The sequence below is a fragment of the Streptomyces sp. NPDC001315 genome (genome assembly GCF_042896175.1).
Taxonomy (GTDB): Bacteria; Actinomycetota; Actinomycetes; order Streptomycetales; family Streptomycetaceae; genus Streptomyces.
Map to the genome: position 1 here is coordinate 635,285 of NZ_JBIAWZ010000002.1, position 20,716 is coordinate 656,000.

Annotated in this window: 19 protein-coding genes; 12 read left to right on the forward strand and 7 right to left on the reverse strand. The window is 71.1% G+C overall.

Features of this window, described 5'->3' with window-relative positions:
• Nucleotides 1-111: 111 nt before the first annotated feature.
• Nucleotides 112-1,932, reverse strand: a complete 1,821-nt coding sequence (locus ACFY16_RS10070) for a phosphoenolpyruvate carboxykinase (GTP) (protein ID WP_390646617.1) — start codon at nt 1,930-1,932, stop codon at nt 112-114.
• Nucleotides 1,933-2,244: 312 nt separating this feature from the next.
• Here ACFY16_RS10070 and ACFY16_RS10075 point away from each other — a divergent pair, with 312 nt between their 5' ends.
• From ACFY16_RS10075 to ACFY16_RS10090, 4 genes are all read left to right on the forward strand, one after another.
• Nucleotides 2,245-2,958, forward strand: a complete 714-nt coding sequence (locus ACFY16_RS10075) for a hemolysin III family protein (RefSeq protein ID WP_390646618.1) — start codon at nt 2,245-2,247, stop codon at nt 2,956-2,958.
• A 109-nt stretch (nt 2,959-3,067) separates the two neighbouring features.
• A complete protein-coding gene (locus ACFY16_RS10080; protein WP_390646619.1) occupies nt 3,068-4,633 on the forward strand; it encodes a DHA2 family efflux MFS transporter permease subunit in 1,566 nt (521 codons plus the stop codon).
• Entirely contained in the window at nt 4,630-5,268 is a 639-nt protein-coding gene (locus ACFY16_RS10085; RefSeq protein ID WP_390646620.1) for a TetR/AcrR family transcriptional regulator, read from the forward strand. Before ACFY16_RS10080 ends, ACFY16_RS10085 begins: the two co-directional genes overlap by 4 nt.
• A gap of 33 nt (nt 5,269-5,301) precedes the next feature.
• A complete protein-coding gene (locus tag ACFY16_RS10090) occupies nt 5,302-6,033 on the forward strand; it encodes a Mut7-C RNAse domain-containing protein (protein ID WP_390646621.1) in 732 nt (243 codons plus the stop codon).
• 259 nt (nt 6,034-6,292) lie between these two features.
• Here the strand turns inward: ACFY16_RS10090 and ACFY16_RS10095 are convergent, their stop codons facing one another.
• Nucleotides 6,293-8,326 (reverse strand): thioredoxin domain-containing protein, encoded by a 2,034-nt coding sequence (locus tag ACFY16_RS10095; protein ID WP_390646622.1) that lies wholly within the window; start codon nt 8,324-8,326, stop codon nt 6,293-6,295.
• Nucleotides 8,327-8,483: 157 nt separating this feature from the next.
• On the opposite strand from ACFY16_RS10095, the gene ACFY16_RS10100 reads away from it, so the two are divergent.
• Nucleotides 8,484-11,684, forward strand: coding sequence for a tetratricopeptide repeat protein (locus ACFY16_RS10100; protein WP_390646623.1), 3,201 nt, complete (start codon nt 8,484-8,486; stop codon nt 11,682-11,684).
• A 58-nt stretch (nt 11,685-11,742) separates the two neighbouring features.
• Here ACFY16_RS10100 and ACFY16_RS10105 read toward each other — a convergent pair whose 3' ends face one another.
• Together ACFY16_RS10105 and mca are read right to left on the reverse strand one after the other, a co-directional pair.
• A complete protein-coding gene (locus ACFY16_RS10105; protein ID WP_390646624.1) occupies nt 11,743-12,009 on the reverse strand; it encodes a hypothetical protein in 267 nt (88 codons plus the stop codon).
• On the reverse strand, nt 12,002-12,883 hold the full coding sequence (gene mca, locus ACFY16_RS10110) for a mycothiol conjugate amidase Mca (RefSeq protein ID WP_390646625.1): 882 nt from the start codon (nt 12,881-12,883) through the stop codon (nt 12,002-12,004). The genes ACFY16_RS10105 and mca overlap by 8 nt, the downstream gene beginning before the upstream one ends.
• Before the next feature lie 212 nt (nt 12,884-13,095).
• Here mca and ACFY16_RS10115 point away from each other — a divergent pair, with 212 nt between their 5' ends.
• Entirely contained in the window at nt 13,096-13,494 is a 399-nt protein-coding gene (locus ACFY16_RS10115) for a DUF4307 domain-containing protein (protein WP_390646626.1), read from the forward strand.
• Nucleotides 13,495-13,692: 198 nt separating this feature from the next.
• Nucleotides 13,693-14,193, forward strand: a complete 501-nt coding sequence (greA, locus tag ACFY16_RS10120) for a transcription elongation factor GreA (protein ID WP_351147020.1) — start codon at nt 13,693-13,695, stop codon at nt 14,191-14,193.
• Between the two features lie 155 nt (nt 14,194-14,348).
• Here greA and ilvA read toward each other — a convergent pair whose 3' ends face one another.
• On the reverse strand, nt 14,349-15,578 hold the full coding sequence (gene ilvA, locus ACFY16_RS10125; RefSeq protein ID WP_390646627.1) for a threonine ammonia-lyase: 1,230 nt from the start codon (nt 15,576-15,578) through the stop codon (nt 14,349-14,351).
• A gap of 162 nt (nt 15,579-15,740) precedes the next feature.
• On the opposite strand from ilvA, the gene ACFY16_RS10130 reads away from it, so the two are divergent.
• The 3 genes from ACFY16_RS10130 to ACFY16_RS10140 all read left to right on the forward strand — a co-directional run bounded on the left by ACFY16_RS10130 (nt 15,741) and on the right by ACFY16_RS10140 (nt 17,187).
• On the forward strand, nt 15,741-16,247 hold the full coding sequence (locus tag ACFY16_RS10130; RefSeq protein ID WP_390646708.1) for a MarR family winged helix-turn-helix transcriptional regulator: 507 nt from the start codon (nt 15,741-15,743) through the stop codon (nt 16,245-16,247).
• 138 nt (nt 16,248-16,385) lie between these two features.
• On the forward strand, nt 16,386-16,898 hold the full coding sequence (locus ACFY16_RS10135; RefSeq protein WP_390646628.1) for a sigma factor-like helix-turn-helix DNA-binding protein: 513 nt from the start codon (nt 16,386-16,388) through the stop codon (nt 16,896-16,898).
• Between the two features lie 40 nt (nt 16,899-16,938).
• Nucleotides 16,939-17,187 (forward strand): hypothetical protein, encoded by a 249-nt coding sequence (locus ACFY16_RS10140; protein ID WP_390646629.1) that lies wholly within the window; start codon nt 16,939-16,941, stop codon nt 17,185-17,187.
• Between the two features lie 35 nt (nt 17,188-17,222).
• On the opposite strand, the gene ACFY16_RS10145 is transcribed toward ACFY16_RS10140, so the two are convergent.
• Nucleotides 17,223-18,377: a cystathionine gamma-synthase gene (locus ACFY16_RS10145; protein WP_390646630.1), complete on the reverse strand. Its 1,155-nt coding sequence runs from the start codon at nt 18,375-18,377 to the stop codon at nt 17,223-17,225.
• A gap of 165 nt (nt 18,378-18,542) precedes the next feature.
• Here ACFY16_RS10145 and ACFY16_RS10150 point away from each other — a divergent pair, with 165 nt between their 5' ends.
• A complete protein-coding gene (locus ACFY16_RS10150; RefSeq protein ID WP_390646631.1) occupies nt 18,543-19,661 on the forward strand; it encodes a hypothetical protein in 1,119 nt (372 codons plus the stop codon).
• A gap of 62 nt (nt 19,662-19,723) precedes the next feature.
• Nucleotides 19,724-20,023: a hypothetical protein gene (locus ACFY16_RS10155; RefSeq protein ID WP_390646632.1), complete on the forward strand. Its 300-nt coding sequence runs from the start codon at nt 19,724-19,726 to the stop codon at nt 20,021-20,023.
• A 30-nt stretch (nt 20,024-20,053) separates the two neighbouring features.
• Here the strand turns inward: ACFY16_RS10155 and msrA are convergent, their stop codons facing one another.
• Complete coding sequence (gene msrA, locus ACFY16_RS10160; RefSeq protein WP_390646633.1) at nt 20,054-20,566, reverse strand: peptide-methionine (S)-S-oxide reductase MsrA; 513 nt, start codon at nt 20,564-20,566, stop codon at nt 20,054-20,056.
• Between the last annotated feature and the right edge of the window lie 150 nt (nt 20,567-20,716).

Sequence of the window (20,716 nt, forward strand, 5' to 3'; positions counted from 1 at the left end):
CACGCCGTTGTGCGCAGCCTCGCCGGTCTGTGGTGCTTTCACCGCGGCCGACCGTGACGATGTAGCTGGTCAGGGCACGATCGGAGCCGGCCGCGGCGTCTTCGGGGGCGGTCAGCCCAGGCGCTGCACCAGAGCGCGGTACTCGTCCCACAGCTCCTTGGGCGTGTGGTCGCCGAAGGTGTTGAGGTGCTCGGGGACCAGGGCGGCCTCCTCGCGCCAGACCTCCTTGTCGACCGTGAGCAGGAAGTCCAGGTCGGAGTCGGACAGGTCCAGGCCCTTGGTGTCCAGGGCGCCCTTGGCCGGCAGGATGCCGATCGGGGTCTCGACGCCCTCGGCCTTGCCGTCGAGGCGGTCGACGATCCACTTCAGGACGCGACTGTTCTCGCCGAAGCCGGGCCAGACGAACTTGCCCTCGTCGTTCTTGCGGAACCAGTTGACGTAGTAGATCTTCGGGAGCTTCGCCTGGTCCTTGTCCTTGGCGACGTCGACCCAGTGGCCCATGTAGTCGCCCATGTTGTAGCCGCAGAACGGCAGCATGGCGAAGGGGTCGCGGCGCAGCTCGCCGACCTTGCCCTCGGCGGCGGCGGTCTTCTCGCTCGCCACGTTGGCGCCGAGGAAGACGCCGTGGTTCCAGTCGAAGGACTCCGTCACCAGCGGCACCGCTGTCGCGCGGCGGCCGCCGAAGAGGATCGCCGAGATCGGCACGCCCTTCGGGTCCTCCCACTCCGGTGCGATGATCGGGCACTGCGCGGCGGGGACGGTGAAGCGGGCGTTCGGGTGGGCCGCCGGGACGTCGGACTCGGGCGTCCAGTCGTTGCCCTTCCAGTCCGTCAGGTGGGCCGGAGTCTCCTCCGTCATGCCCTCCCACCAGATGTCGTTGTCGTCGGTGAGGGCGACGTTGGTGAAGACGGAGTTGCCCCACAGGGTCTTCATCGCGTTGGCGTTGGTGTGCTCACCGGTGCCGGGCGCGACGCCGAAGAAGCCGGCCTCGGGGTTGATCGCGTAGAGGCGGCCGTCCTCGCCGAAGCGCATCCAGGCGATGTCGTCACCGATGGTCTCGACGGTCCAGCCGGAGATGGTCGGCTCCAGCATGGCGAGGTTCGTCTTGCCGCAGGCGCTCGGGAAGGCTGCGGCGACGTACTTGGACTCTCCCTGCGGCGGGGTCAGCTTGAGGATCAGCATGTGCTCGGCCAGCCAGCCCTCGTCACGGGCCATGACGGAGGCGATGCGCAGGGCGTAGCACTTCTTGCCGAGCAGGGCGTTGCCGCCGTAGCCGGAGCCGTAGGACCAGATCTCGCGGCTCTCCGGGAAGTGGGAGATGTACTTGGTGCTGTTGCACGGCCACGGGACGTCCGCCTCGCCCTTCTCGAGGGGGGCGCCGAGGGTGTGCACGGCCTTCACGAAGAATCCGTCGGAGCCCAGCTCGTCCAGGACCGGACGGCCCATGCGGGTCATGGTGCGCATGGACACGGCGACGTAGGCGGAGTCGGTGATCTCGACGCCGATCGCGGAGAGGTCCGAGCCGAGCGGCCCCATGCAGAACGGGACGACGTACATCGTCCGGCCGCGCATCGACCCGCGGAAGATGCCCTTCTCGCCCTGGAATATCTCCCGCATCTCGGCGGGGGCCTTCCAGTGGTTGGTCGGGCCGGCGTCCTGCTCCTTCTCCGAGCAGATGAAGGTCCGGTCCTCGACCCGGGCGACGTCGGTGGGGTCGGAGGCCGCGTAGTAGGAGTTGGGGCGCTTGATCGGGTCGAGTTTCTTGAAGGTGCCCTTGGCCACCAGCTCCTCGGACAGCCTGTCGTACTCAGCCTCGGATCCGTCACACCAGACCACGTTGTCCGGCTGCGTCAGTTCGGCGATCTCGTTGACCCACGAGATCAGTTCCTGATGGTTGGTGGGAATGACGGGAGCCGCGATGTCGAGCGCCACGATTGCTCCTAAAAAGAGGGGATTTTTTGTTGGAGGCCCCGTGGGGGCTGCGACCCGGATGCTGCACCGCGGAACCATGTCCGCTCATCCGGTGCCGACCGCACTCATTTGATCATCCGACTAGTCCGCCCATATGTCCAGAGGACGTCACAAGTGAGCGGAGTGACCATCGCCACGTGTAGCCGCGCTTCTTTGCGTCCACATGAGGTTCGACTGAAGGTCTTTTTGCGTTGCGCAAATCGCGTGAGATCATGACCACTCGGAGTGCTGTACTGATACGTAACTTACGGTTCCGTAGGTACGATGCCCCGCATGACTGCGCCCGTCCCCGACGCGCCCACGGACACGCCGGCCGCAGGCCGCGGCCCCGTCGGGCTCTCCCTGCCGCACCCGATCAAGCCCAAGCTGCGCGGCTGGCTGCATCTGGGCATGTTCCCGGCCGCACTGATCTCAGGCCTCGTACTCACCGCCCTCGCCGACTCGACCCGCGGCCGCATCGCCTGCGGGATCTTCGCGCTGACGGCGTGCCTGCTGTTCGGTGTGAGCGCCCTGTACCACCGGGGCGACTGGAGCCCGAGAATGGACGGCATCCTGCGCCGTCTCGACCACGCGAACATCTTCCTGATCATCGCGGGCACCTACACCCCCCTGACCATGCTGCTGCTCCCGGAGACCAAGGGGCAGTGGCTGCTGTGGGGCATCTGGGGCGCGGCCGCCGCGGGCATCGTCTTCCGCGTCTTCTGGGTCGGCGCCCCGCGCTGGCTCTACACCCCCTGCTACATCGCGATGGGCTGGGCAGCCGTCTTCTTCCTGCCGGACTTCATGCGCACCGGCGGCATCGCGGTCCTCGTCCTGGTGATCGTCGGCGGCGTCCTCTACAGCGCGGGCGGCGTGATCTACGGGATCAAGCGACCCAACCCGTCACCGCGCTGGTTCGGCTTCCACGAGGTGTTCCACTCGCTCACCCTCGCCGCGTTCGTCGTCCACTACGTCGGCATCTCACTGGTGGCGTACCAGCACGCGTAGCGCTCCCCTCCCCCCTTCATGGCCACGGCTTGCGAGCCGTGGCCATTTCTCTGTGCCGACAGCGCCTCCATATTGACAGACGCATTTGTTTGAGAGTTACTCTCATTTCATGGTTACTGTCACTCGGCTGGGAACCGAACGGCGCGACCCGCGCCGCTGGTGGGCCCTCGGGGCCCTGGTCGCGAGCATGCTGGTGCTCGGCTTCGACATGACGATCCTGAACGTGGCGCTGCCGACGATGGCGAGCGACCTGGGTGCCACCACCGGCGAGCAGCAGTGGATGGCGGACGCCTACGTCGTCGTCTTCGCGGCGCTGATGCTCCCGGCGGGGCTGCTCGGCGACCGGTTCGGGCGGCGGCGGATGCTGATCGCCGGGCTCGGGATCTTCCTCGCCGGTTCCGTCGTCGGCGCGCTGGCCCAGGACGTGAACTGGGTGATCGGCGCCCGCGCGGTCATGGGCGTCGGCGCGGCGCTGATCACGCCCCTCGCCATGTCCGTGCTGCCGTCGCTGTTCCCGCCCGAAGAGCGCGGCAAGGCCATCGGCCTGGTCTCCACCGGCTCCGCGCTCGGCCTGCCGCTGGGGCCGATCATCGGCGGCTGGCTGCTGGACCACTTCTGGTGGGGCTCGGTGTTCGTGCTGAACGTCCCGATGGTCGCGATCGGCATCGCCGCCTGCGTCTTCCTGCTCCCCGAAACCCGCGACCCCGCCTCCCCCGAGGTCGACACCCTCTCCACCGCTTTCACCGCCGCGGGGCTCGGCGCGCTCATCTACGCGATCATCGAGGCCCCCGAGCGCGGCTGGGGCGACCCGCTGGTCCTGAGCATGTTCGCCGGGTCCGCGGTCCTGATCGCCGGGCTGGTGCTGCGCGAGCGCCGGGTGGAGCGCCCCATGCTCGACATGACGCTGCTCGCCCATCGCGGCTTCCTGTTCAACACCATCGCCGCGACCCTGGTCATGTTCGTGCTGTCCGGTCTGCTGTTCGTGCTGCCGCCCTACCTCCAGGCCGTCCTCGGCAACGACACCCTCGCCACCGGTGTCCGGCTGCTGCCGATGGTTCTCGGCCTGTCCGTCGCCGCGAAGCTCGCCGCACCGGTCGCAGTCCGATTCGGGGCGCGCGCCTCGGTCAGCGCGGGACTGGTGGTCCTCGCTTTCGCCGCCCTCCTCGGCAGCCGTACGACGGTCCACTCCGGCTACGGCTTCACCGCGCTGTGGCTCACCGTCGCCGGCCTGGGCTTCGGCTTCGCGCTCGTGCCGGCCATGACCGGAGCGCTGGCCACCCTGCCCGGCGACCGCGCGGGCAGCGGCTCCGGGCTGCTGCTGACGTTCCGCCAGGTCGGCTCCGCCGTCGGCATCGCGCTGCTCGGCAGCCTGCTCTCCAACGTCTTCCGCGACCGCCTCGATGTGACCGGCCTGCCCGCCGGGGCCGCGGACACCGCCGGGGACTCGGTGGTCGCCGCGCACATGATCGCCGAGAAGGCCGGTTCCGCGCACCTCGCCGCCTCCGCGAACGGCGCGTACGTCCACGGCATGACCCTGGTCCTGCTGGTGTGCGGCGTCTCGGCCCTGGTCTCGGCGCTGCTGGCGGCGGCGTTCCTGCCGGGCGCGCCCGCGGCACGGCGTACGGAGTGCGGCAGCACCGGCATCGCCGCCGCCACGGAGGATGCCCGACAATGAATCCCATGACGGCCGCACGCAGCACCACCCCCGCCGACCGCCCCCAGCTGGGGCTCCGTGAGCGCAAGAAGATCAAGACCCGCGAGGCGATCCGTGCCGCCACGTACGCGCTGATCAAGGAGCAGGGGTACGACGCCACGACGATCGACCAGATCGCCGAGCGCGCCGAGGTGTCGCCGTCGACTGTCTTCCGGTACTTCCCGACCAAGGAGGACATCGTCCTCACGGACGAGTACGACCCGATCCTCCTGGAACTGCTGCGGGCCCGCTCGGCGGACGAGCCGTTGTCGGAGACCATGCGGTACGTGATGCGGGAGGGCGCCCGCGTGGGTATCGAGGAGGACCCGGAGGTGGCGCGGCTGCGTACCCACCTGATGGTCACGGTTCCGGCGATGCGCTCACGGATGATGGAGAGCATGTCGGTCACCGGCCGCGTGCTCTGCGCCGCGATCGGCGAGCGCACCGGCCGCGACCCCGACAGCCTGGAGGTCCGCGTCTACGCGATGTCCCTCATCGGCGGCCTGATGGAGACGTCCCTGTACTGGGCCGAGCACAGCCACGAGGACGACTTCGAGGGCCTCCTCGACCGCGCGCTGGACGTCCTGGAGCACGGCCTGGGAAACGAAAACCGCTGAGACCCCGTCCCTCCCCCGTGCCATCCTGACCAGGTGAACGCACCCGAGATCCGCGTCGAAGTCGCCCCCGAGCTGGCCCTGTTCGTCCCGCACGCCCGGCGCGGGGCCGCCACCGCCCTCGCCGTCGACGGCGTCTCGACCCTCGGCCATGTCGTCGAGTCCCTCGGAGTCCCGCTGACGGAGGTCGGCGCCCTCGTCGTCGACGGCCGTGAGGTCCCGGTGTCGCACATCCCGGCGAACGGCGAGTCGGTGACCGTCCGCCCGGTCGCCCGCCCCCAGCAGGTCCCCGGAGCTCCCCTCCGCTTCCTCCTCGACGTCCACCTCGGCACCCTCGCCCGCCGTCTGCGCCTGCTCGGCGTGGACACCGCGTACGAGTCGACCGACATCGGCGACCCCGCCCTCGCCGCCCGTTCGGCAGCCGAGCAGCGGGTCATGCTCAGCCGCGACCGAGGCCTCCTGCGCCGCCGCGAACTGTGGGCCGGAGGCTTCGTCTACAGCACCGACCCCGACGACCAGCTCCGCGACGTCCTGCACCGCTTCGCCCCCGAACTGCGCCCCTGGACCCGCTGCACCGCCTGCAACGGCGTGCTGAAGGAAGCCACCAAGGACGAGGTCGCCGACCAGCTGAAACACGGCACCCACCGGTCGTACGACGTCTTCGCGCAGTGCCGCGCGTGCGGGCGCGCGTACTGGAAGGGCGCGCACCACGAGCAGCTGGAGGCCATCGTGGAGCGCGCCCTGGCGGAGTTCGCGGGCGACCGCTGAGCGCTCCGCGGGATGTGCGGCGATGCGCCGTCCATCGCCTGCGGCATCGTCGTGGCTGGTCGCGCCCACGCGGCGGAGCCGCATATCGACACAGCCCCGCGCCCCTTCGAGGGCGCTGCGGAACCGAAGCGGACTTCACCGAGGCCGCTCAGCGATGTTCGCGATGGTCCAGCCCCGTACGACGAGGATCACCAAGGACGGCACGCCGCGCGGGAGCAGGAAGGCCGACGCCATGCGGGAATCGCCGCCGCCTCTCGTTTCAGCCGTTCAGCGCCCCGCGCAGCCGCTCCGGATCGGTGGTCGGAGCGTCACAGGTGAAGTTGCGGCAGACGTACGCGGTCGGTTCACCGCCGACGAGCGGCCGATCCGCGAGCAGCGGAAACTCGTCACTCCCCGGAGTTCCGACGGCGACGACGGCACCGGGGGCGGTGCCGAGAAGCGCCGTACGGTGCATGGCCCTGGTGGCCGGATCGTCGAGCGACGGACCGACGATCGCGACCTCCCGCGGCCCGTCGAGCAGCGCCTCGGCGACGGCGAGCCCCCAGCCGATGAACCGCGGCACGCGCGGCCCCAGCGCCTTCACCACGCCCAACGCCCGCTCTGCGGCGGTGCGATGGGGCTCGGCGCCCGTCTGTGCCGCATAGCCCAGCAGGGCACCGGCCGCGGCGGTCCAGCCGGAGGGGGCGGCGTTGTCGGTCGGGTCCTGCGGCCGGCGGATCAGCTTCTCGGCGTCGGCGGCGGTGTCGTACAGGGATCCCGACTTCGGATCGACGAAGCCGGTCAGCACATGGTCGAGGAGGAGCCCGGCGAATTCGAGCCACACCCCCTCCCCGGTCACGGACGCGAGCGCGAGGAAGCCCTCGGCGACGTCGGCGTAGTCCTCCAGCACACCCGCGTTCGCGCCGACCCGGCCGTCCTTGCTCGTACGGGCCAGCCGTGCGTGGTCGTCCAGATGCAGCCGTACGAGGAGATCGGCGGCGGAGACGGCGGCCTCGACCAGGTCGGGGCGGTCGAAGTAGGCGCCGGTCTCGGCGAGGGCGGCGATCGCGAGGCCGTTCCAGGCGGCGACCACCTTGTCGTCGCGGCCGGGGGCGGGGCGCCGCGCACGCGCGGCCAGCAGCCGCTCCCGGACGGACACGATCCGCTCGGCGTCGAACACACCCTCGTGCTGGGGGAGCTGGAGGACGGAGGCGCCCTCCTCGAAGGTGCCCTCCTCGGTCACGCCGAAGTGATGGGCGGCGAGTTCGGCGTCCTCGGCGCCGAGGACCTCGGCGAGCTGCCCGGGCGTCCACACGTAGTACGCGCCTTCGACGTGCTTGCCCGTCCCGTCGTCACTGTCGGCGTCGAGCGCGGAGGCGAACCCGCCTTCGTTCGTCCGGAGTTCCCGCACCATGAAGTCGGCGGTCTCCAGGGCGACGCGGCGGGCGAGCTCGGACCCCGTGGCCCGCCAAAGGTGCGCATAAACCCGACAAAGTAGCGCATTATCGTACAACATCTTTTCGAAGTGCGGCACGACCCATTCCCGGTCCACGGAGTACCGGGCGAAGCCGCCGCCCAGCTGGTCGTAGATGCCGCCGCGGGCCATGCGCTCGCAGGTGTCCTGCGCCATCTGGAGCGCCCCGTCGGAGCCCGTGCGGGCGTGGTGCCGCAGCAGGAACTCGACGACCATGGACGGCGGGAACTTGGGCGCCCCACCGAACCCACCGCGCTGGGCGTCGTACTCCCGGGTGAGCCCGAGCAGCGCCCGCGCGAGTTCCTCCTCGCCCGGGGTCTGCGTGTCGCCGTAGGAGATCTCGCGAGCCGCCAGGTCCCGCACGATCTTCCCGGCGACCTCGGCGACCTCGTCGCGCCGGTCGGTCCAGGCGCTGTGCACGCCTTCCAGCACCTGACGGAAGGAGGGCGCGCCGTGCCGGGGCGCGGGCGGGAAGTAGGTGCCGAAGTAGAAGGGCTCCGCGTCCGGGGTGAGGAACACGGTCATGGGCCAGCCGCCCTGCCCGGTCGCCGCCTGCACGGCCTCCATGTAGACGGCGTCGACGTCGGGGCGTTCCTCGCGGTCGACCTTGATGTTGACGAAGTGCGCGTTGAGGTAGTCGGCGGTCTGCTGGTCCTCGAAGGACTCGTGCGCCATCACATGGCACCAGTGGCAGCTGCTGTAACCGACACTCAGCAGCACCGGTTTGCCGCTCCCGCGCGCCTCCTCGAACGCCTCTTCCGACCAGGGCCACCAGTCGACGGGGTTGTCGGCGTGCTGAAGCAGGTACGGGGACGTCTCATGGGCCAGTCGGTTCGGCATGGTGTCCATCCTGCCCCAGTACCCCCGGAACTGCGGACAGCACGGGTGCGGCGCGGCTCGCACCACGGAGGCGGGCCGTCCGCCCTCTCCCCTCCGCTCCCCATCCGCCGCACACTTGACCAAGAGGAACACCATCGCCGCCGGAGGGGGACCTGGCATGCGGGACGATCACAGGGCGGAGGCCGAGCGGTTGATCGCTCGGGCCGTCGAGGAGGAGGTGCGGCGGTCGGGCGGCCGTACCGACGGGCAGGCGCTCGGCACCCGGGCGCGCGGCGCGCTGGACGCCATGGCGCAGACGGCCGCCGAGGAGTACGGGGCCTATACGCGGGCGCTCGACGAGGCGGAGGCCGGCACGCTCAGTTTCGGGCAGCGGTACGCACGGGAGGGTGGTGGAACTCCGCTACTGGTGGCGGCCGTTGCCGCGGTCGCGGCCGCCGTCGCCGACCTGGCCCTCGGCACCGGCGCGGGCACGGCACTCGGCGCCGGGGCCACCGTCGGGGTCGTCGGCGCGGCGGCCACCGTCGTGAAGGTGGCCGGCTCCCATCTGCCCGCCGCGCACCACCGGGCGGGTGCCGCCGGCCAGCCCGGTGGCCCGGAGCAGCTGCGGTTGCAGTGGCTGACGGCGCTGGAGGTGCGCGGGATCCGCCCGTTCCTGGACCAGCAGCGGGTGCTGAGCGCGTCCACCGGTCCGAAGAAGACGGGGCCGCAGCTGCGCGGCGCGGACAAGAGCGCGGCCGCGCGGGGGCGGAGCGTACTGGAGCAGTCCTTCGGGCAACTCCCGGAGCCCGTAGGGCCGTTCGCGGGGCGGCGGACGGAGATGGCGCGGATCCGGCAGTGGGTGCAGGCGGCCCGCGCGAGCACGGAGACCCGGCCTGCGGTCGTCGTACTGCACGGTGCGCCCGGCAGCGGCCGTACGACCCTCGCGGTCCGTGCCGCCCACGACCTGAGGGACCAGTTCCGGGGTGCGTGCGTGGTCGATCTGCGCGGCGACAGCGCGGAGGGGCCGCCGCTGCCCACCCGCGACGCGCTGCTGCACCTGCTGAACCGGCTCGGCGCGCCCCGGGAGCAGCTGCTGTTCCGGGAGCGCTCCTCCGCCGACCAGCAGGTCAAGCGGCTGAGCGAGCTGTACCACCAGCACCTGACGGGGCTGCCGGTCACCGTGATCCTGGACGACGCCTCGGACCCCGAGCAGGTCCGCACACTCGTCCCCGAGCGCTCCGACAGCCTGGTCCTGGTCACCGCGCGGGAGCCCCTCGACCTGCCCGCCGACCTCCCGGCCTGGGTGCACCAGCTCCCGGTGGAGGCCCTGGACGCGGCCGGCGCGGAGGAGCTGCTGGACGCGGCCGCGCAGGACAGTTCGGGTCCGTACGACGCCGAATCCGCCGACCTGATAAGGGAGTTGTGCGGCGCGCTGCCACTGGCGCTGCGCATCGCGGGCTCCGCGCTCGGCCCGCGCTCACCCCGGCAGCTCGCCACGGACCTGGGCGCGTACGGCCCGGTCGAGCCGGTCGAGCGGGTGCTCTGGCTGCGCTACACCGACCAGCCCGATCCGGCCCGGCGGCTGCTGAGAAGGCTGGCCCTGGCGGGCCGGGCCTCGCTCGGCGCGGCGGCAGCCGCCGCGCTCCTCGCGACCGATCAGCCGGAGGCGACCCGTCACCTGGCCGCGCTGTCCCGGGCGGGCCTGATCGACCACGTCCGGGGCGACCGCTACCGCCTGCACGATGTGGTCCGCGCCTTCGCGCAGGCCCGCCTCCTCGACGAGGAGGAGCCGGCCGAGCGCACGGCCGCGCAGGAACGACTGATCGTGAGCTACGCCGACCTCGCCGACTCGGTGCTGCGGCTGGTCGACGGCAACATGTCGACCCGCTCGGACCGATTCAGTCCACACGGCTTCACCTCCCTCGACGAGGCACTGCGCTGGCTGGACGACGAGTCGAGCTTCATCACGGCGACCCTGCGGCAGGCGGAGGGCGTGAACCAGGCGGCGGTGCTGAACCTGCTCGGCGCGCTGTGCGACTACTGCCTGCTGCGTGGCGACCTCTACCGCCTGGGCGAGATCAGCGAACTGGCCCAGGCCGTCGACCAGGGCCTGCTGGTCCGTTCGGTGCAGTGGCGCACAGGTATCGCGGCCCGCCAGCTGGGCGAGCTCGACAAGGCACGCACGACGCTCACGTCCGTGGTCGACCTCTACCTGGAGGGCCACCATGACGCGGGCGCCGCCCGCGCCCTGTGCTCGCTGGGCATCACGCTGCACCACCAGGGCAACCTGGCCGAGGCGGAGGCGAAGCTGCGGGAGGCCCTGGACCTCCAGACGGCCCCGAAACTGGCGACGGACCGCGCCTGGACGATGCACGCGCTGGCCGCCGTCCAACGGGACCGCGCCCGCGTCGCCGAGGCCCTGGACCTGCTGTCCCGCTCCCTGGTGCTGCACCGCGAGGGCGGTTCGGTGCACGGCGAGGCGTGGGCCCACTTCCAGCTCGGCCAGCTGAGCCTGCGCATGGGCGACGTGGCGCGGGCGGAGGCGGAGCTGGGCGAGGCCCTCGACCTGTACGGCCGTACCCGCGACGCCCGGGGCGCGGCCTGGGCGCTGACCCAGCTGGCCCGGGCCCGGCTGGTGGCCGGCGACCCGTCGCCGGCGGTGGACGGACTGCGCCGGGCGGCGGCCCGGCACCGCGACAACGAGGACGCGCGCGGCGAGGCCTGGACCCTCTACTACCTGGGCCAGGCCCTGGAGGAGACGGGCGACCTGGACCGCGCGGTCCGCGAGCTGGAACGCTCCCGCACGATGTTCTCCCGCATACGCGACGTCTACGGCCTGGCGTGCGCCCGCCACCACTCGGCGCGCGTGACGCGGGACCAGCGCGCCGCCCAGACGGGCTCGCTGCGCAACTCGGGCTTCGCCCGCCAGCTCCTCGTCGACGCCCGCGCCGACTTCCAGCGCATCGGCGTCGCCCACGGCGAGGCCTGGACCTGCCTGGAGCTGGCGATCGTCGACGCGGGCAACACCCGTACCCAGCAGGCCCTGTCCCTGTGCGACGAGGCCGCGACCCTGTTCGCCTCGTACGGCGACCGCCGCGGCGCCGACTGGGCCGGCTTCCTGCGCTGCACCCTGCTGCCGTACGCCGCCCTCGGCGGCGTAGAGGTCGGCACCGCGGTGGCCCAGGAGGAACTGGCCCAGCTGACCCGCTCCCGCCATCCCCTGAGGGACGAGAAGCTGGACGACTACATGGAGGCGTACCAGCTCCTGCTGGAGCGAGGCGTGACCCTGGAGACGGGCTGGCAGGCCTGGCGCCTGGGGATGGTGCCGAGCCGGCATGCCCGGGAGGTGATGGGGGTGGCGGTGCCGGCACGGCAGTGACTCCCTGGTTCCCGGCCGGGGCCCGCCCCGGCCGGGCCCGGTCAGCCCCGCTGCGGGGTCAGCCCCGCTGCGGCTTGACCCGGCCGGATGCCTTGCCCGCCCCCGGACCTCCCTCGCCGGAGGCCTTCGCGTCCGGGGCTTCCTTGAAGTCGACCTTGCCCATGTGCTTGCTCATCGACCTCATCAGGCCCCACACCGCCAGGGCCATCACCGCGAAGACGATGAAGCCGAGGACTCCGGGGGTGACCTTGTTCTCGTCGACCTCCTTGGCGAGAGGAACGAGGTGCGTCATTGCCAGGCTCACGCTTGCGCTCATGTCAGGCATTGTCGCGGATGCCCGCAAAGAGGTCGTCCTCGGGGAGGGTGGTGTCCACGAGGGACTTCGCGAGCTCGTACTCCTCCGTGGGCCAGACCTCCTTCTGGAGCTCCATCGGAACGCGGAACCAACCACCGTCGGGGTCGATCTGCGTGGCGTGCGCGATCAGCGCCTTGTCGCGGACCTCGAAGAAGTCGGCGCACGGAACGTGCGTGGTGAGCGTGCGCTCGGCGCGCTCGATCTCGCTCCAGCGCTTGAGCCAGTCCCCGTACGGCGACTCCAGGCCCCGGTCCAGCATCGCCTGGTGCAGCGCCTCGGTGCGCGGACGGTTGAAGCCCTGGTTGTAGTACAGCTTCAGCGGCCGGTAGGCCGGGCCGTACTCGCTCTCCGGGTACTTCTCGGCGTCCGCCGCGCCCTCGAACGCCACCATCGAGATCTTGTGGGTCATGATGTGGTCGGGGTGCGGGTAGCCGCCGTTCTCGTCGTAGGTGGTGATCACCTGGGGACGGAAGGAGCGGATCTGCCGCACCAGCTCGCCGGCCGCCTTGTCGACGTCCTCCAGGGCGAAGCAGCCCTCGGGGAGCGGCGGCAGCGGGTCGCCCTCGGGCAGGCCGGAGTCGACGAAGCCCAGCCACTCCTGCTTGACGCCGAGGATCTCGCGGGCCTCGTCCATCTCCTTCTTGCGTACCTCGTGGATGTGCTCCTCGATGTACTTGTCGCCCTGGAGCTTCGGGTTGAGGATGGAGCCGCGTTCCCCGCCGGTGCACGTCACGACCAGCACGTCCACCCCCTCGGACACGTACTTCGCCATGGTGGCCGCGCCCTTGCTCGACTCGTCGTCGGGGTGCGCGTGAACGGCCATCAGTCGCAGCTGGTCAGTCAAGACTCAATCCTCAGTAAGTCGGCGCCCGCTGTGAACGGGTGCAATTCAGGGGTTGTCGTCCCGCAGGGACGTCGTCGAGGGGTGGCGGTCGGGCGGCGGGCGGACGGCTTCTATAGTGACGGAATCGGGGGGCGAATAATTCCGGGCCCCGCTCCGGAGCCCACTTTCGGAGCTTCATCCGACGCTGCCGAGGCCTTGCCGAGAGGACGATCATGAGTACGGCGAGCACGCGACTGCCCGAGGGCCGTTACGGCCGTTCCTCGGACGAGCGCGCCGACCGCACGCTCAAGGTGATCGGGGCCGTGCTCGGCGCCGCCCTGCTCGCCCTGATCGGCTTCCTCGGCTACCACTACGTCGTCCAGAACGAGATCAGCGCCCAGGTGATCACCTTCGACGCCTCGGACGATGCGGTGAAGGTCCATCTCGAGGTCCACAAGGACTCCGGCACGGACGGCTACTGCACGGTGCGCTCACAGGCCGCCGACGGCTCCGAGGTGGGCCGGGCGGACTTCCGTTTCTCCGGCTCCGCCACCCGCATCGACAAGGTCGTCACGCTCCGTACGACAACCCGGGGCACGACTGCCGAACTGCTCGGCTGTCACGCCGGCTGATATCGGCCGATACTGGCTGACGACGTGCACACCGTCCGGAATGCGTAGCCGCTGACCTGCGTTGACGTGATTCTGATGGCTTATGTCCTCCCCCTTCGGCCACTGAATTGTTAGGCTCGTGGTTTCGCCCATCCGTGAGGGACCATTCTTCTTGGTAGGGCGATGCTTTGTATTCCCAGTACCGACGAGGAGCACCCTGTGACCCAGACCAGCGAGAACGTCACCTGGCTGACCCAGGAGGCGTACAACAAGCTCAAGGACGAGCTTGAGTACCTTACTGGTCCTGCGCGCACGGAGATCGCCGCCAAGATCGCGGCCGCGCGCGAGGAGGGCGACCTGCGCGAGAACGGCGGGTACCACGCGGCCAAGGAGGAACAGGGCAAGCAGGAGCTCCGTGTGCGCCAGCTGACCCAGCTCCTGGAGAACGCGAAGGTCGGCGAGGCCCCGGCCTCGACGGACGGTACGGTCGCGCCCGGCATGGTCGTCACGATCGCCTTCGACGGTGACGAGGACGACACGATGACGTTCCTGCTCGCCTCACGCGAGTACGCGAGCGCCGACATCGAGACCTACTCGCCGCAGTCCCCGCTGGGTTCCGGCGTGATCGGCAACAAGGTCGGCGACGACGCGGCCTACGAGCTGCCCAACGGCAAGAAGGCCTCCGTGCGCATCCTGAAGGCCGAGCCGTACAGCGGCTGACCCCGCACACCCCCTGGACGAAGCCCCCGGCGTCCCCGTGACGCCGGGGGCTCTGTCATGCGGTCGCCGAGCGGCACCTCCGTACCACCGGTGTCCTGAACGTCACCCTGCCCCTGGCCCACTGCCACGATCGGGTGAACGGGGTGCCCGTGACCTCAGCCGATGACGGTGTAGCCCGCCTCACGCAGGGCCCGGCCGACCTCGGCGCAGTGCTCCCCGCCCTTCGTCTCCAGGTGCAGCTCGACCTCCGCCTCCGCGAGCCCGAGCCGAGGGTCGGTCCGGACGTGACTCACGTCGAGGACATTGGCGTCGACCACCGACAACACCCCGAGCAGCGCCGCGAGGGCGCCCGGCCGGTCCGTCAGACGCACCCGGACCGCCAGGTAGCGGCCCTGCGCGGCCATGCCGTGCCGCAGGATGCGCTGAAGCAGCAGCGGGTCGACGTTGCCGCCGGACAGCAGCGCCACCACCGGGCCCTCGAAGGCCCCCGGCTCGCTCAGCAGCGCCGCGACCGGGCTCGCCCCAGCCGGCTCGACGACCAGCTTGGCCCGCTCCAGACACAGCAGCAGCGCGGTGGACAGCGCGTCCTCGCCGACCGTGCGGACCTCGTCCACCAGCTCGCCGATGATCCCGAACGGCACGTCACCGGGCCGCCCCACCTTGATGCCGTCGGCCATGGTCGCCGGGTTCGCGATCGCCACCGGGTGCCCGGCCGCCAGCGAGGGCGGGTACGCCGCCGCGCCCTCCGCCTGCACCCCCACGATCCGCACGTCCGGCCGCAGCGCCTTCACCGCGACCGCGACACCCGCCGCCAGCCCACCGCCACCGATCCCGACGACGATCGTGCGCACCTCCGGGCACTGGTCCAGGATCTCCAGGCCCACCGTGCCCTGACCTGCGATGATGTCGGCGTGGTCAAAGGGGTGGATGAACACCGCGCCGGTCTGCGCCGCGTACTCCTGCGCGGCGGCCAGCGTCTCGTCGACCACCTGCCCGTGCAGGCGCACCTCGGCGCCGTAGTGCTGCGTCGCGCTGATCTTCGGCAGCGGGGCACCCTTGGGCATGAACACCGTGGAACGCACGCCCAGCAGGGACGACGCCAGGGCGACACCCTGCGCGTGGTTGCCCGCACTGGCGGCGACGACCCCGGCGGCCCGCTCCTCGGGCAGCAGCCCGGCGATACGGACGTACGCGCCGCGCAGCTTGAACGACCCGGTCCGCTGGAGGTTCTCGCACTTGAAGTGCACCGGCGCGCCCACCAGGCGCGACAGATGCCTGCTGCCCTCCATCGCGGTCACCCGGGCCACGCCCGTGAGCATCTTCTGAGCCCCACGTACGTCGTCCAGGGTGACCGGCGGCAAGGGGTCGGCCTTGCGGTAGTTCATGACTCAAGTCTCGCAGTTCACATGCGGCAAGCGCCGCTGTGACCAACCACCGAGACCGGTTTCCGCAGCGCCGGTACGGCCCGCCTCCCGGCCGCGTACCCTTTCCCCCACAGCCAGCACCCTTCATGAAGTGAGCCCCCGGCCATGCCCACAACACCTGAAATGTCGATGGACATGACGACCGTCGGTGACACCGGCCTTCTCGACACCCTCCAGCACGAGGTGGCGGTGTTCGCCCGCCGTGCCGAACAGACCCGGCTCGGTGGCGTCGGGCAGGTGCGCAACTCCATGGACCGCGCCGCGTACCTCCTGCTCAACCGGCTCGACAAGGAGGGCCCGATGGGCGTCAAGGCGCTCGCCGCGAGCATGGGCATCGACTCCTCGACCGTCACCCGGCAGGTGGCTCCGCTGGTCGACACCGGCCTGGTCAAGCGGACCTCGCACCCGGAGGACGGGCGCGCGGTGGTGCTCCAGCTGTCGCCGCGCGGGCTGGCGCGGCTGGAGGAAGTTCGTTCGTCGAGGCGCCAGTTGATGGCCGAGCTGACCCACGACTGGGCGCCGGAGGAGCGAGAGGCGTTCTGCTCGCTCCTCACACGCTTCAACGGCGCGCTGTCCGCCCGGATGACCGCCCAGGGGATGCCGGGCGCGGAGCCCCAGTCGGCCACCTGAGCCACGGTGCGTCGGCCGCCTCACCCGGCCGTGCGCGGCTCTTGACCGAAAGGCCGCCCCTGGCCTCATATGAGACCGGGTCTCCGTCGCACGCGGCAGGGGCCCGTTCCCCAGGGCGACCGTCAGGCGGGAGGCGCGGTGCGAGATCGGCATGCGTCCCAAGGTGCCCGCCGCGCCCGGGAGTTCGAGGCGTTCGTCGCGGGCGCGGGCGGGCGGCTGCTGCAGACCGCGACACTGCTCACGGCGGAGACACCGGACGACAACCCACGCGCGCGACGCCTGCTGACCCTGGCCCTGGCCCACACGTACGCGGGCTGGGACCGGCTGCGCGGTGAGGACCCCTACGACCGCACCCGCCAGTATCTCGCCACCCGCTTCGCGCATGGAGCGTGGCACCGGTACGGCGGTATCGGCAGCGGCCGCCGCGCCCGCCGGCACCCCGCGGGTGCCCTGGCCGTCCTCACTCCGCAGGAGCGCCTGATCCTCGTCCTGCGGTTGTACGAGGGGGTCGCGGAGGAGCAGGCGGCGGCCCTGCTCGGTCTGCCCGCCGAACGCGTCCACGCGATCTGCGACCGGGCGACGGCCACCCTCCTGCACCCGCCGCGGGACCCGGCACCGACGGTGGCGGGAGCGAAGGTGGCGCCGTCGTGACGGACAGGGCCACACGGCGGCCGAGTCGTGGGAGGTACGGGTGAACCGGCCCGAGCGGGAGGCGGCGGCGCGGCGGATCATGGAACGGACGCCGACCCGGGTGCCGCCGGACCTCTGCGCGGACGCCGTACGCCACGGCGGCCGCATGCTGCGCCGCAGAACGCTCGCCCGCCGCCTGGCCTGGCTGCTGCTGTTCGCCGCGGCCCTGGCGTTCGCCGTCTGGGCGCTGACGGCCCAGCCCTGGGTGGAGCCACCCTCGGACACGACTCCACCCCTGACGGGCTGGTGAACCTGCTCCCCGCCGGGGGAGCCTCACCCCTGGAACTAGCCCAGGGCCCTCTGGAGGTCTTCCAGGAGGTCCTCGACGTTCTCGATGCCCACGGAGAGGCGGACGAGGTCGGCGGGCACCTCGAGGGCCGAGCCGGCCGCGGAGGCGTGCGTCATGCGCCCGGGGTGCTCGATCAGCGACTCGACGCCACCCAGGGACTCGCCGAGCGTGAACACCTTGGCGCGGTTGCAGACCTCGACCGCCGCCTCCTCGCCGCCCTCGACCTGGAACGAGACCATGCCGCCGAACGCCTTCATCTGCTTCGCGGCGACCTCGTGACCGGGGTGCTCCGGCAGCCCCGGGTACAGGACCCGCGTCACGCGCGCGTGCCGGGTGAGCATGTCGGCGATCTTCGTGGCGTTCTCGCTGTGCCGGTCCATGCGCACCGACAGCGTCTTGGTGCCGCGCAGCACCAGCCAGGAGTCGAAGGGACCGGCGACCGCTCCCATCGCGTTCTGGTGGTACGCGAGCTCCTCGCCCAGCGCCGGGTCGTTGACGATCAGCGCGCCGCCGACGACGTCCGAGTGGCCGCCCATGTACTTGGTCAGGGAGTGCACCACGACATCCGCGCCGAGCGCCAACGGCTGCTGCAGGTACGGCGTGGCGAAGGTGTTGTCGACGACCAGCCTGGCACCCGCGTCACGGGCGACCTGGGCGACGGCAGCGATGTCGGTGATGCCGAGCAGCGGGTTGGAAGGGGTCTCCACCCACACGGCCTTGGTCTTCGGGGTGATCGCGGCCCGTACGGCGGCGGGATCGCTGGTGTCGGCGACCGACCATTCCACGCCCCACCGGGAGACGACCTTCGCGAAGAGACGGAACGTGCCGCCGTACGCGTCGTTCGGGATGACCACGTGGTCGCCGGGGCTGAGCAGCGTACGCAGCAGGCAGTCCTCGGCCGCCAGTCCGGACGCGAACGCGAGGCCGCGGCGGCCGCCCTCCAGGGCGGCGAGGTTCTCTTCGAGGGCGGTACGGGTCGGGTTGGCGCTGCGGCTGTACTCGTAGCCGCCGCGCAGGCCGCCGACGCCGTCCTGCTTGTAGGTCGAGACCTGGTAGATCGGCGGGACGACGGCGCCGGTCAGGGGATCGGCGGTGTTGCCCGCATGGATCGCGAGGGTCTCGAAGTGCTGACTGATGTGCGAGTCGCTCATGTGCACCGAGCGTAGTGCGCTCGCGGGGCGGGTGCCGGACGGCGGGGCGCGGGAGGCCGTACTGTCGGGTTCTCCCTCGGTTCCGGGAAGCGGCCGCCGCCGGGTTGTCCACAGGTTCGCCGAACGGGTTGGCCAATTGTCGGTGGCGTCTGGAACGCTTGAGGCATGGAATTTCTCTGGGTCCTGATCGCGCTGGTCATGCTCGGCTTCGTACTGCTCCCGGTCATGCGGCGCCGGCGGAGCATGATCCAGCAGGTCCCGGCCGGCCACCCCGACGCCGCCGACCCCGCGAACTACGGGTTCGTGCGGGAGGAGGAGCTGGACATCCGCATGCCCGGCCCCGACCACGACCTCCTGGACGTCCTGGACCTGGTGCAGCGCACGCAGGACTACCGGGCGGCGCAGCAACTGCTGGCCGGCACGGAGTCGGAGGGCGAGCTGCGCTGGCAGCGCGTGCAGGCCTTCGCGGGTGCGGCGTCACTGGAGCTCCAGCAGCGCCCCGGCGGGGTCAGCGAGACGCCGGGCGGACAGTGGCTGCGGGTGTGGCGGGCCGAGCAGCCCAAGGACGCGGGCGGCGCGGCGGTGCACGCCGAGTTCCTGGTGCAGCAGGCGTGGCGGACGTCGACACCCGGGACGGACGAGTTCCGGATCATCATGGAGGAGGCGAAGGACGCCTGCGGGCAGGCGGCACTCCTGGCCCCCGGCGACCCCATCCCCTACATCGTCGAGCTGTCGGTGGCCCGCGGGCTGGCGTATGCGCAGCCGGAGTTCGAGCAGCTGTGGCTGAAGATCCTGGACCGCGCCCCGGCGCACATGGGCGCGCACCTGGCGGCACTGCACTACTGGTGCGAGAAGTGGCACGGCTCGCGCGAGCTGGCGTACTCCTTCGCCGAGGCCGCGGCCGCCCGGGCCCCCCGAGGCTCGCTCCTGGCCGCCATGCCCCTCTTCGCGGTCTTCGAGCACCTCCCCGAAGTGAACCTGGTCAGCAGCTTCTACCAGAGCGAGGTCGTGACGAAGGCGATGCACGGCGCGCTGTTCGCGGTGCATTCGGCCCGCCCTGACGACCCGATGCTGGCTCACGTCCGTCATCTGCTCGTCTTCTTCCTGGTCCGTGCCGAGCGCTGGTCGGAGGCCATGAACCAGCTGATACACGTCGACGGCCATGTGGGCGCCCTCCCGTGGACCCTGTCCGGCGATCCGGCCGCCGAGTTCGCGGTGTACCGGGCACTGGCGGTGGCCGGCTACGAGGCGAACGGCGGCAACCCGGCGACGCTGCCGCACTGAGCGCGAGGGCCGCACTGAGCGCGAGGGCCGGAGGACTGATCGGCGCGCGATACGCTCTCGACATGTCGAGGGCAGGGCGAAGAGTGGTGCGCGCCTTCTGGGCCGTGGACCGCTTCCTGGGCGGTGAGCGCCCGCCCGCACGGACACAGAAGTTCGCGGCCCGGCATCCGGTCCTCCTGACGCTGCTCGCGGGAACGGTTTGGGCCGTCTACTTCTTGTTGCTGCCAGGAGTGCAGCCGTCGGACTTCGTCATCGCGCCGGTCGGGGGTCTCCTGCTCGGCGGGATCCTGGGCCTGACGGCGTTGTACGAGAGAGCCCGTCAGCGCCGCCTACGTCGGCTGGGACTGTGGGACGGCTCATGACGGACTCTGTCGCCCTTGAATCGGTGGGGGTCAGTTCTCCGCGCGGGCGGGCAGCCGCCATCCCGGGCGCGGGAAATGGCAGGTGTAACCCTCCGGGTAACGCTCCAGGTAGTCCTGGTGCTCGGGCTCGGCCTCCCAGAAGGGGCCGACCGGCTCGACCTCGGTGACGACCTTGCCCGGCCACAGTCCGGAGGCGTCCACATCCGCGATCGTGTCCTCGGCGATCCGCTTCTGCTCGTCATCCACGTAGTAGATCGCCGAACGGTAGCTGAGGCCGATGTCGTTGCCCTGACGGTTCTTGGTGCTCGGGTCGTGGATCTGGAAGAACAACTCCAGGATCGTGCGGAAGTCGGTCCTCTCGGGGTCGAAAACGATCTCAATGGCCTCCGCGTGCGTGCCGTGGTTACGGTACGTCGCGTTCGGCACGTCACCGCCGGTGTATCCGACCCGGGTTGCCGTCACACCCGGGTGCCGGCGGATCAGGTCCTGCATCCCCCAGAAGCATCCGCCCGCCAGCACGGCCCTCTGCGTCTGCGCCGCCATTGCAGCCCTCCCAATATGTGTCAGCTCGGTCACTCGGGCTGCTCGGTTCGCACGCCACCGGCACCCCATGCTGAAGTGTTGCAACACGCGAGGGTTCCAAACGATTCCGCGCCCCTCCAACCGGCCCTGTGCTCGTCGGCCGCCGCGAGG

Coding starts and splice junctions, on each gene's coding strand:
- ACFY16_RS10075 (WP_390646618.1), top strand. CDS start 2,245: ATGACTGCGCCCGTCCCCGACGCGCCCACGGACACGCCGGCCGCAGGC.
- ACFY16_RS10080 (WP_390646619.1), top strand. CDS start 3,068: ATGGTTACTGTCACTCGGCTGGGAACCGAACGGCGCGACCCGCGCCGC.
- ACFY16_RS10085 (WP_390646620.1), top strand. CDS start 4,630: ATGAATCCCATGACGGCCGCACGCAGCACCACCCCCGCCGACCGCCCC.
- ACFY16_RS10095 (WP_390646622.1), bottom strand. CDS start 8,326: ATGCCGAACCGACTGGCCCATGAGACGTCCCCGTACCTGCTTCAGCAC.
- ACFY16_RS10100 (WP_390646623.1), top strand. CDS start 8,484: ATGCGGGACGATCACAGGGCGGAGGCCGAGCGGTTGATCGCTCGGGCC.
- ACFY16_RS10105 (WP_390646624.1), bottom strand. CDS start 12,009: ATGCCTGACATGAGCGCAAGCGTGAGCCTGGCAATGACGCACCTCGTT.
- ACFY16_RS10115 (WP_390646626.1), top strand. CDS start 13,096: ATGAGTACGGCGAGCACGCGACTGCCCGAGGGCCGTTACGGCCGTTCC.
- ilvA (WP_390646627.1), bottom strand. CDS start 15,578: ATGAACTACCGCAAGGCCGACCCCTTGCCGCCGGTCACCCTGGACGAC.
- ACFY16_RS10130 (WP_390646708.1), top strand. CDS start 15,741: ATGTCGATGGACATGACGACCGTCGGTGACACCGGCCTTCTCGACACC.
- ACFY16_RS10145 (WP_390646630.1), bottom strand. CDS start 18,377: ATGAGCGACTCGCACATCAGTCAGCACTTCGAGACCCTCGCGATCCAT.
- ACFY16_RS10150 (WP_390646631.1), top strand. CDS start 18,543: ATGGAATTTCTCTGGGTCCTGATCGCGCTGGTCATGCTCGGCTTCGTA.
- ACFY16_RS10155 (WP_390646632.1), top strand. CDS start 19,724: ATGTCGAGGGCAGGGCGAAGAGTGGTGCGCGCCTTCTGGGCCGTGGAC.
- msrA (WP_390646633.1), bottom strand. CDS start 20,566: ATGGCGGCGCAGACGCAGAGGGCCGTGCTGGCGGGCGGATGCTTCTGG.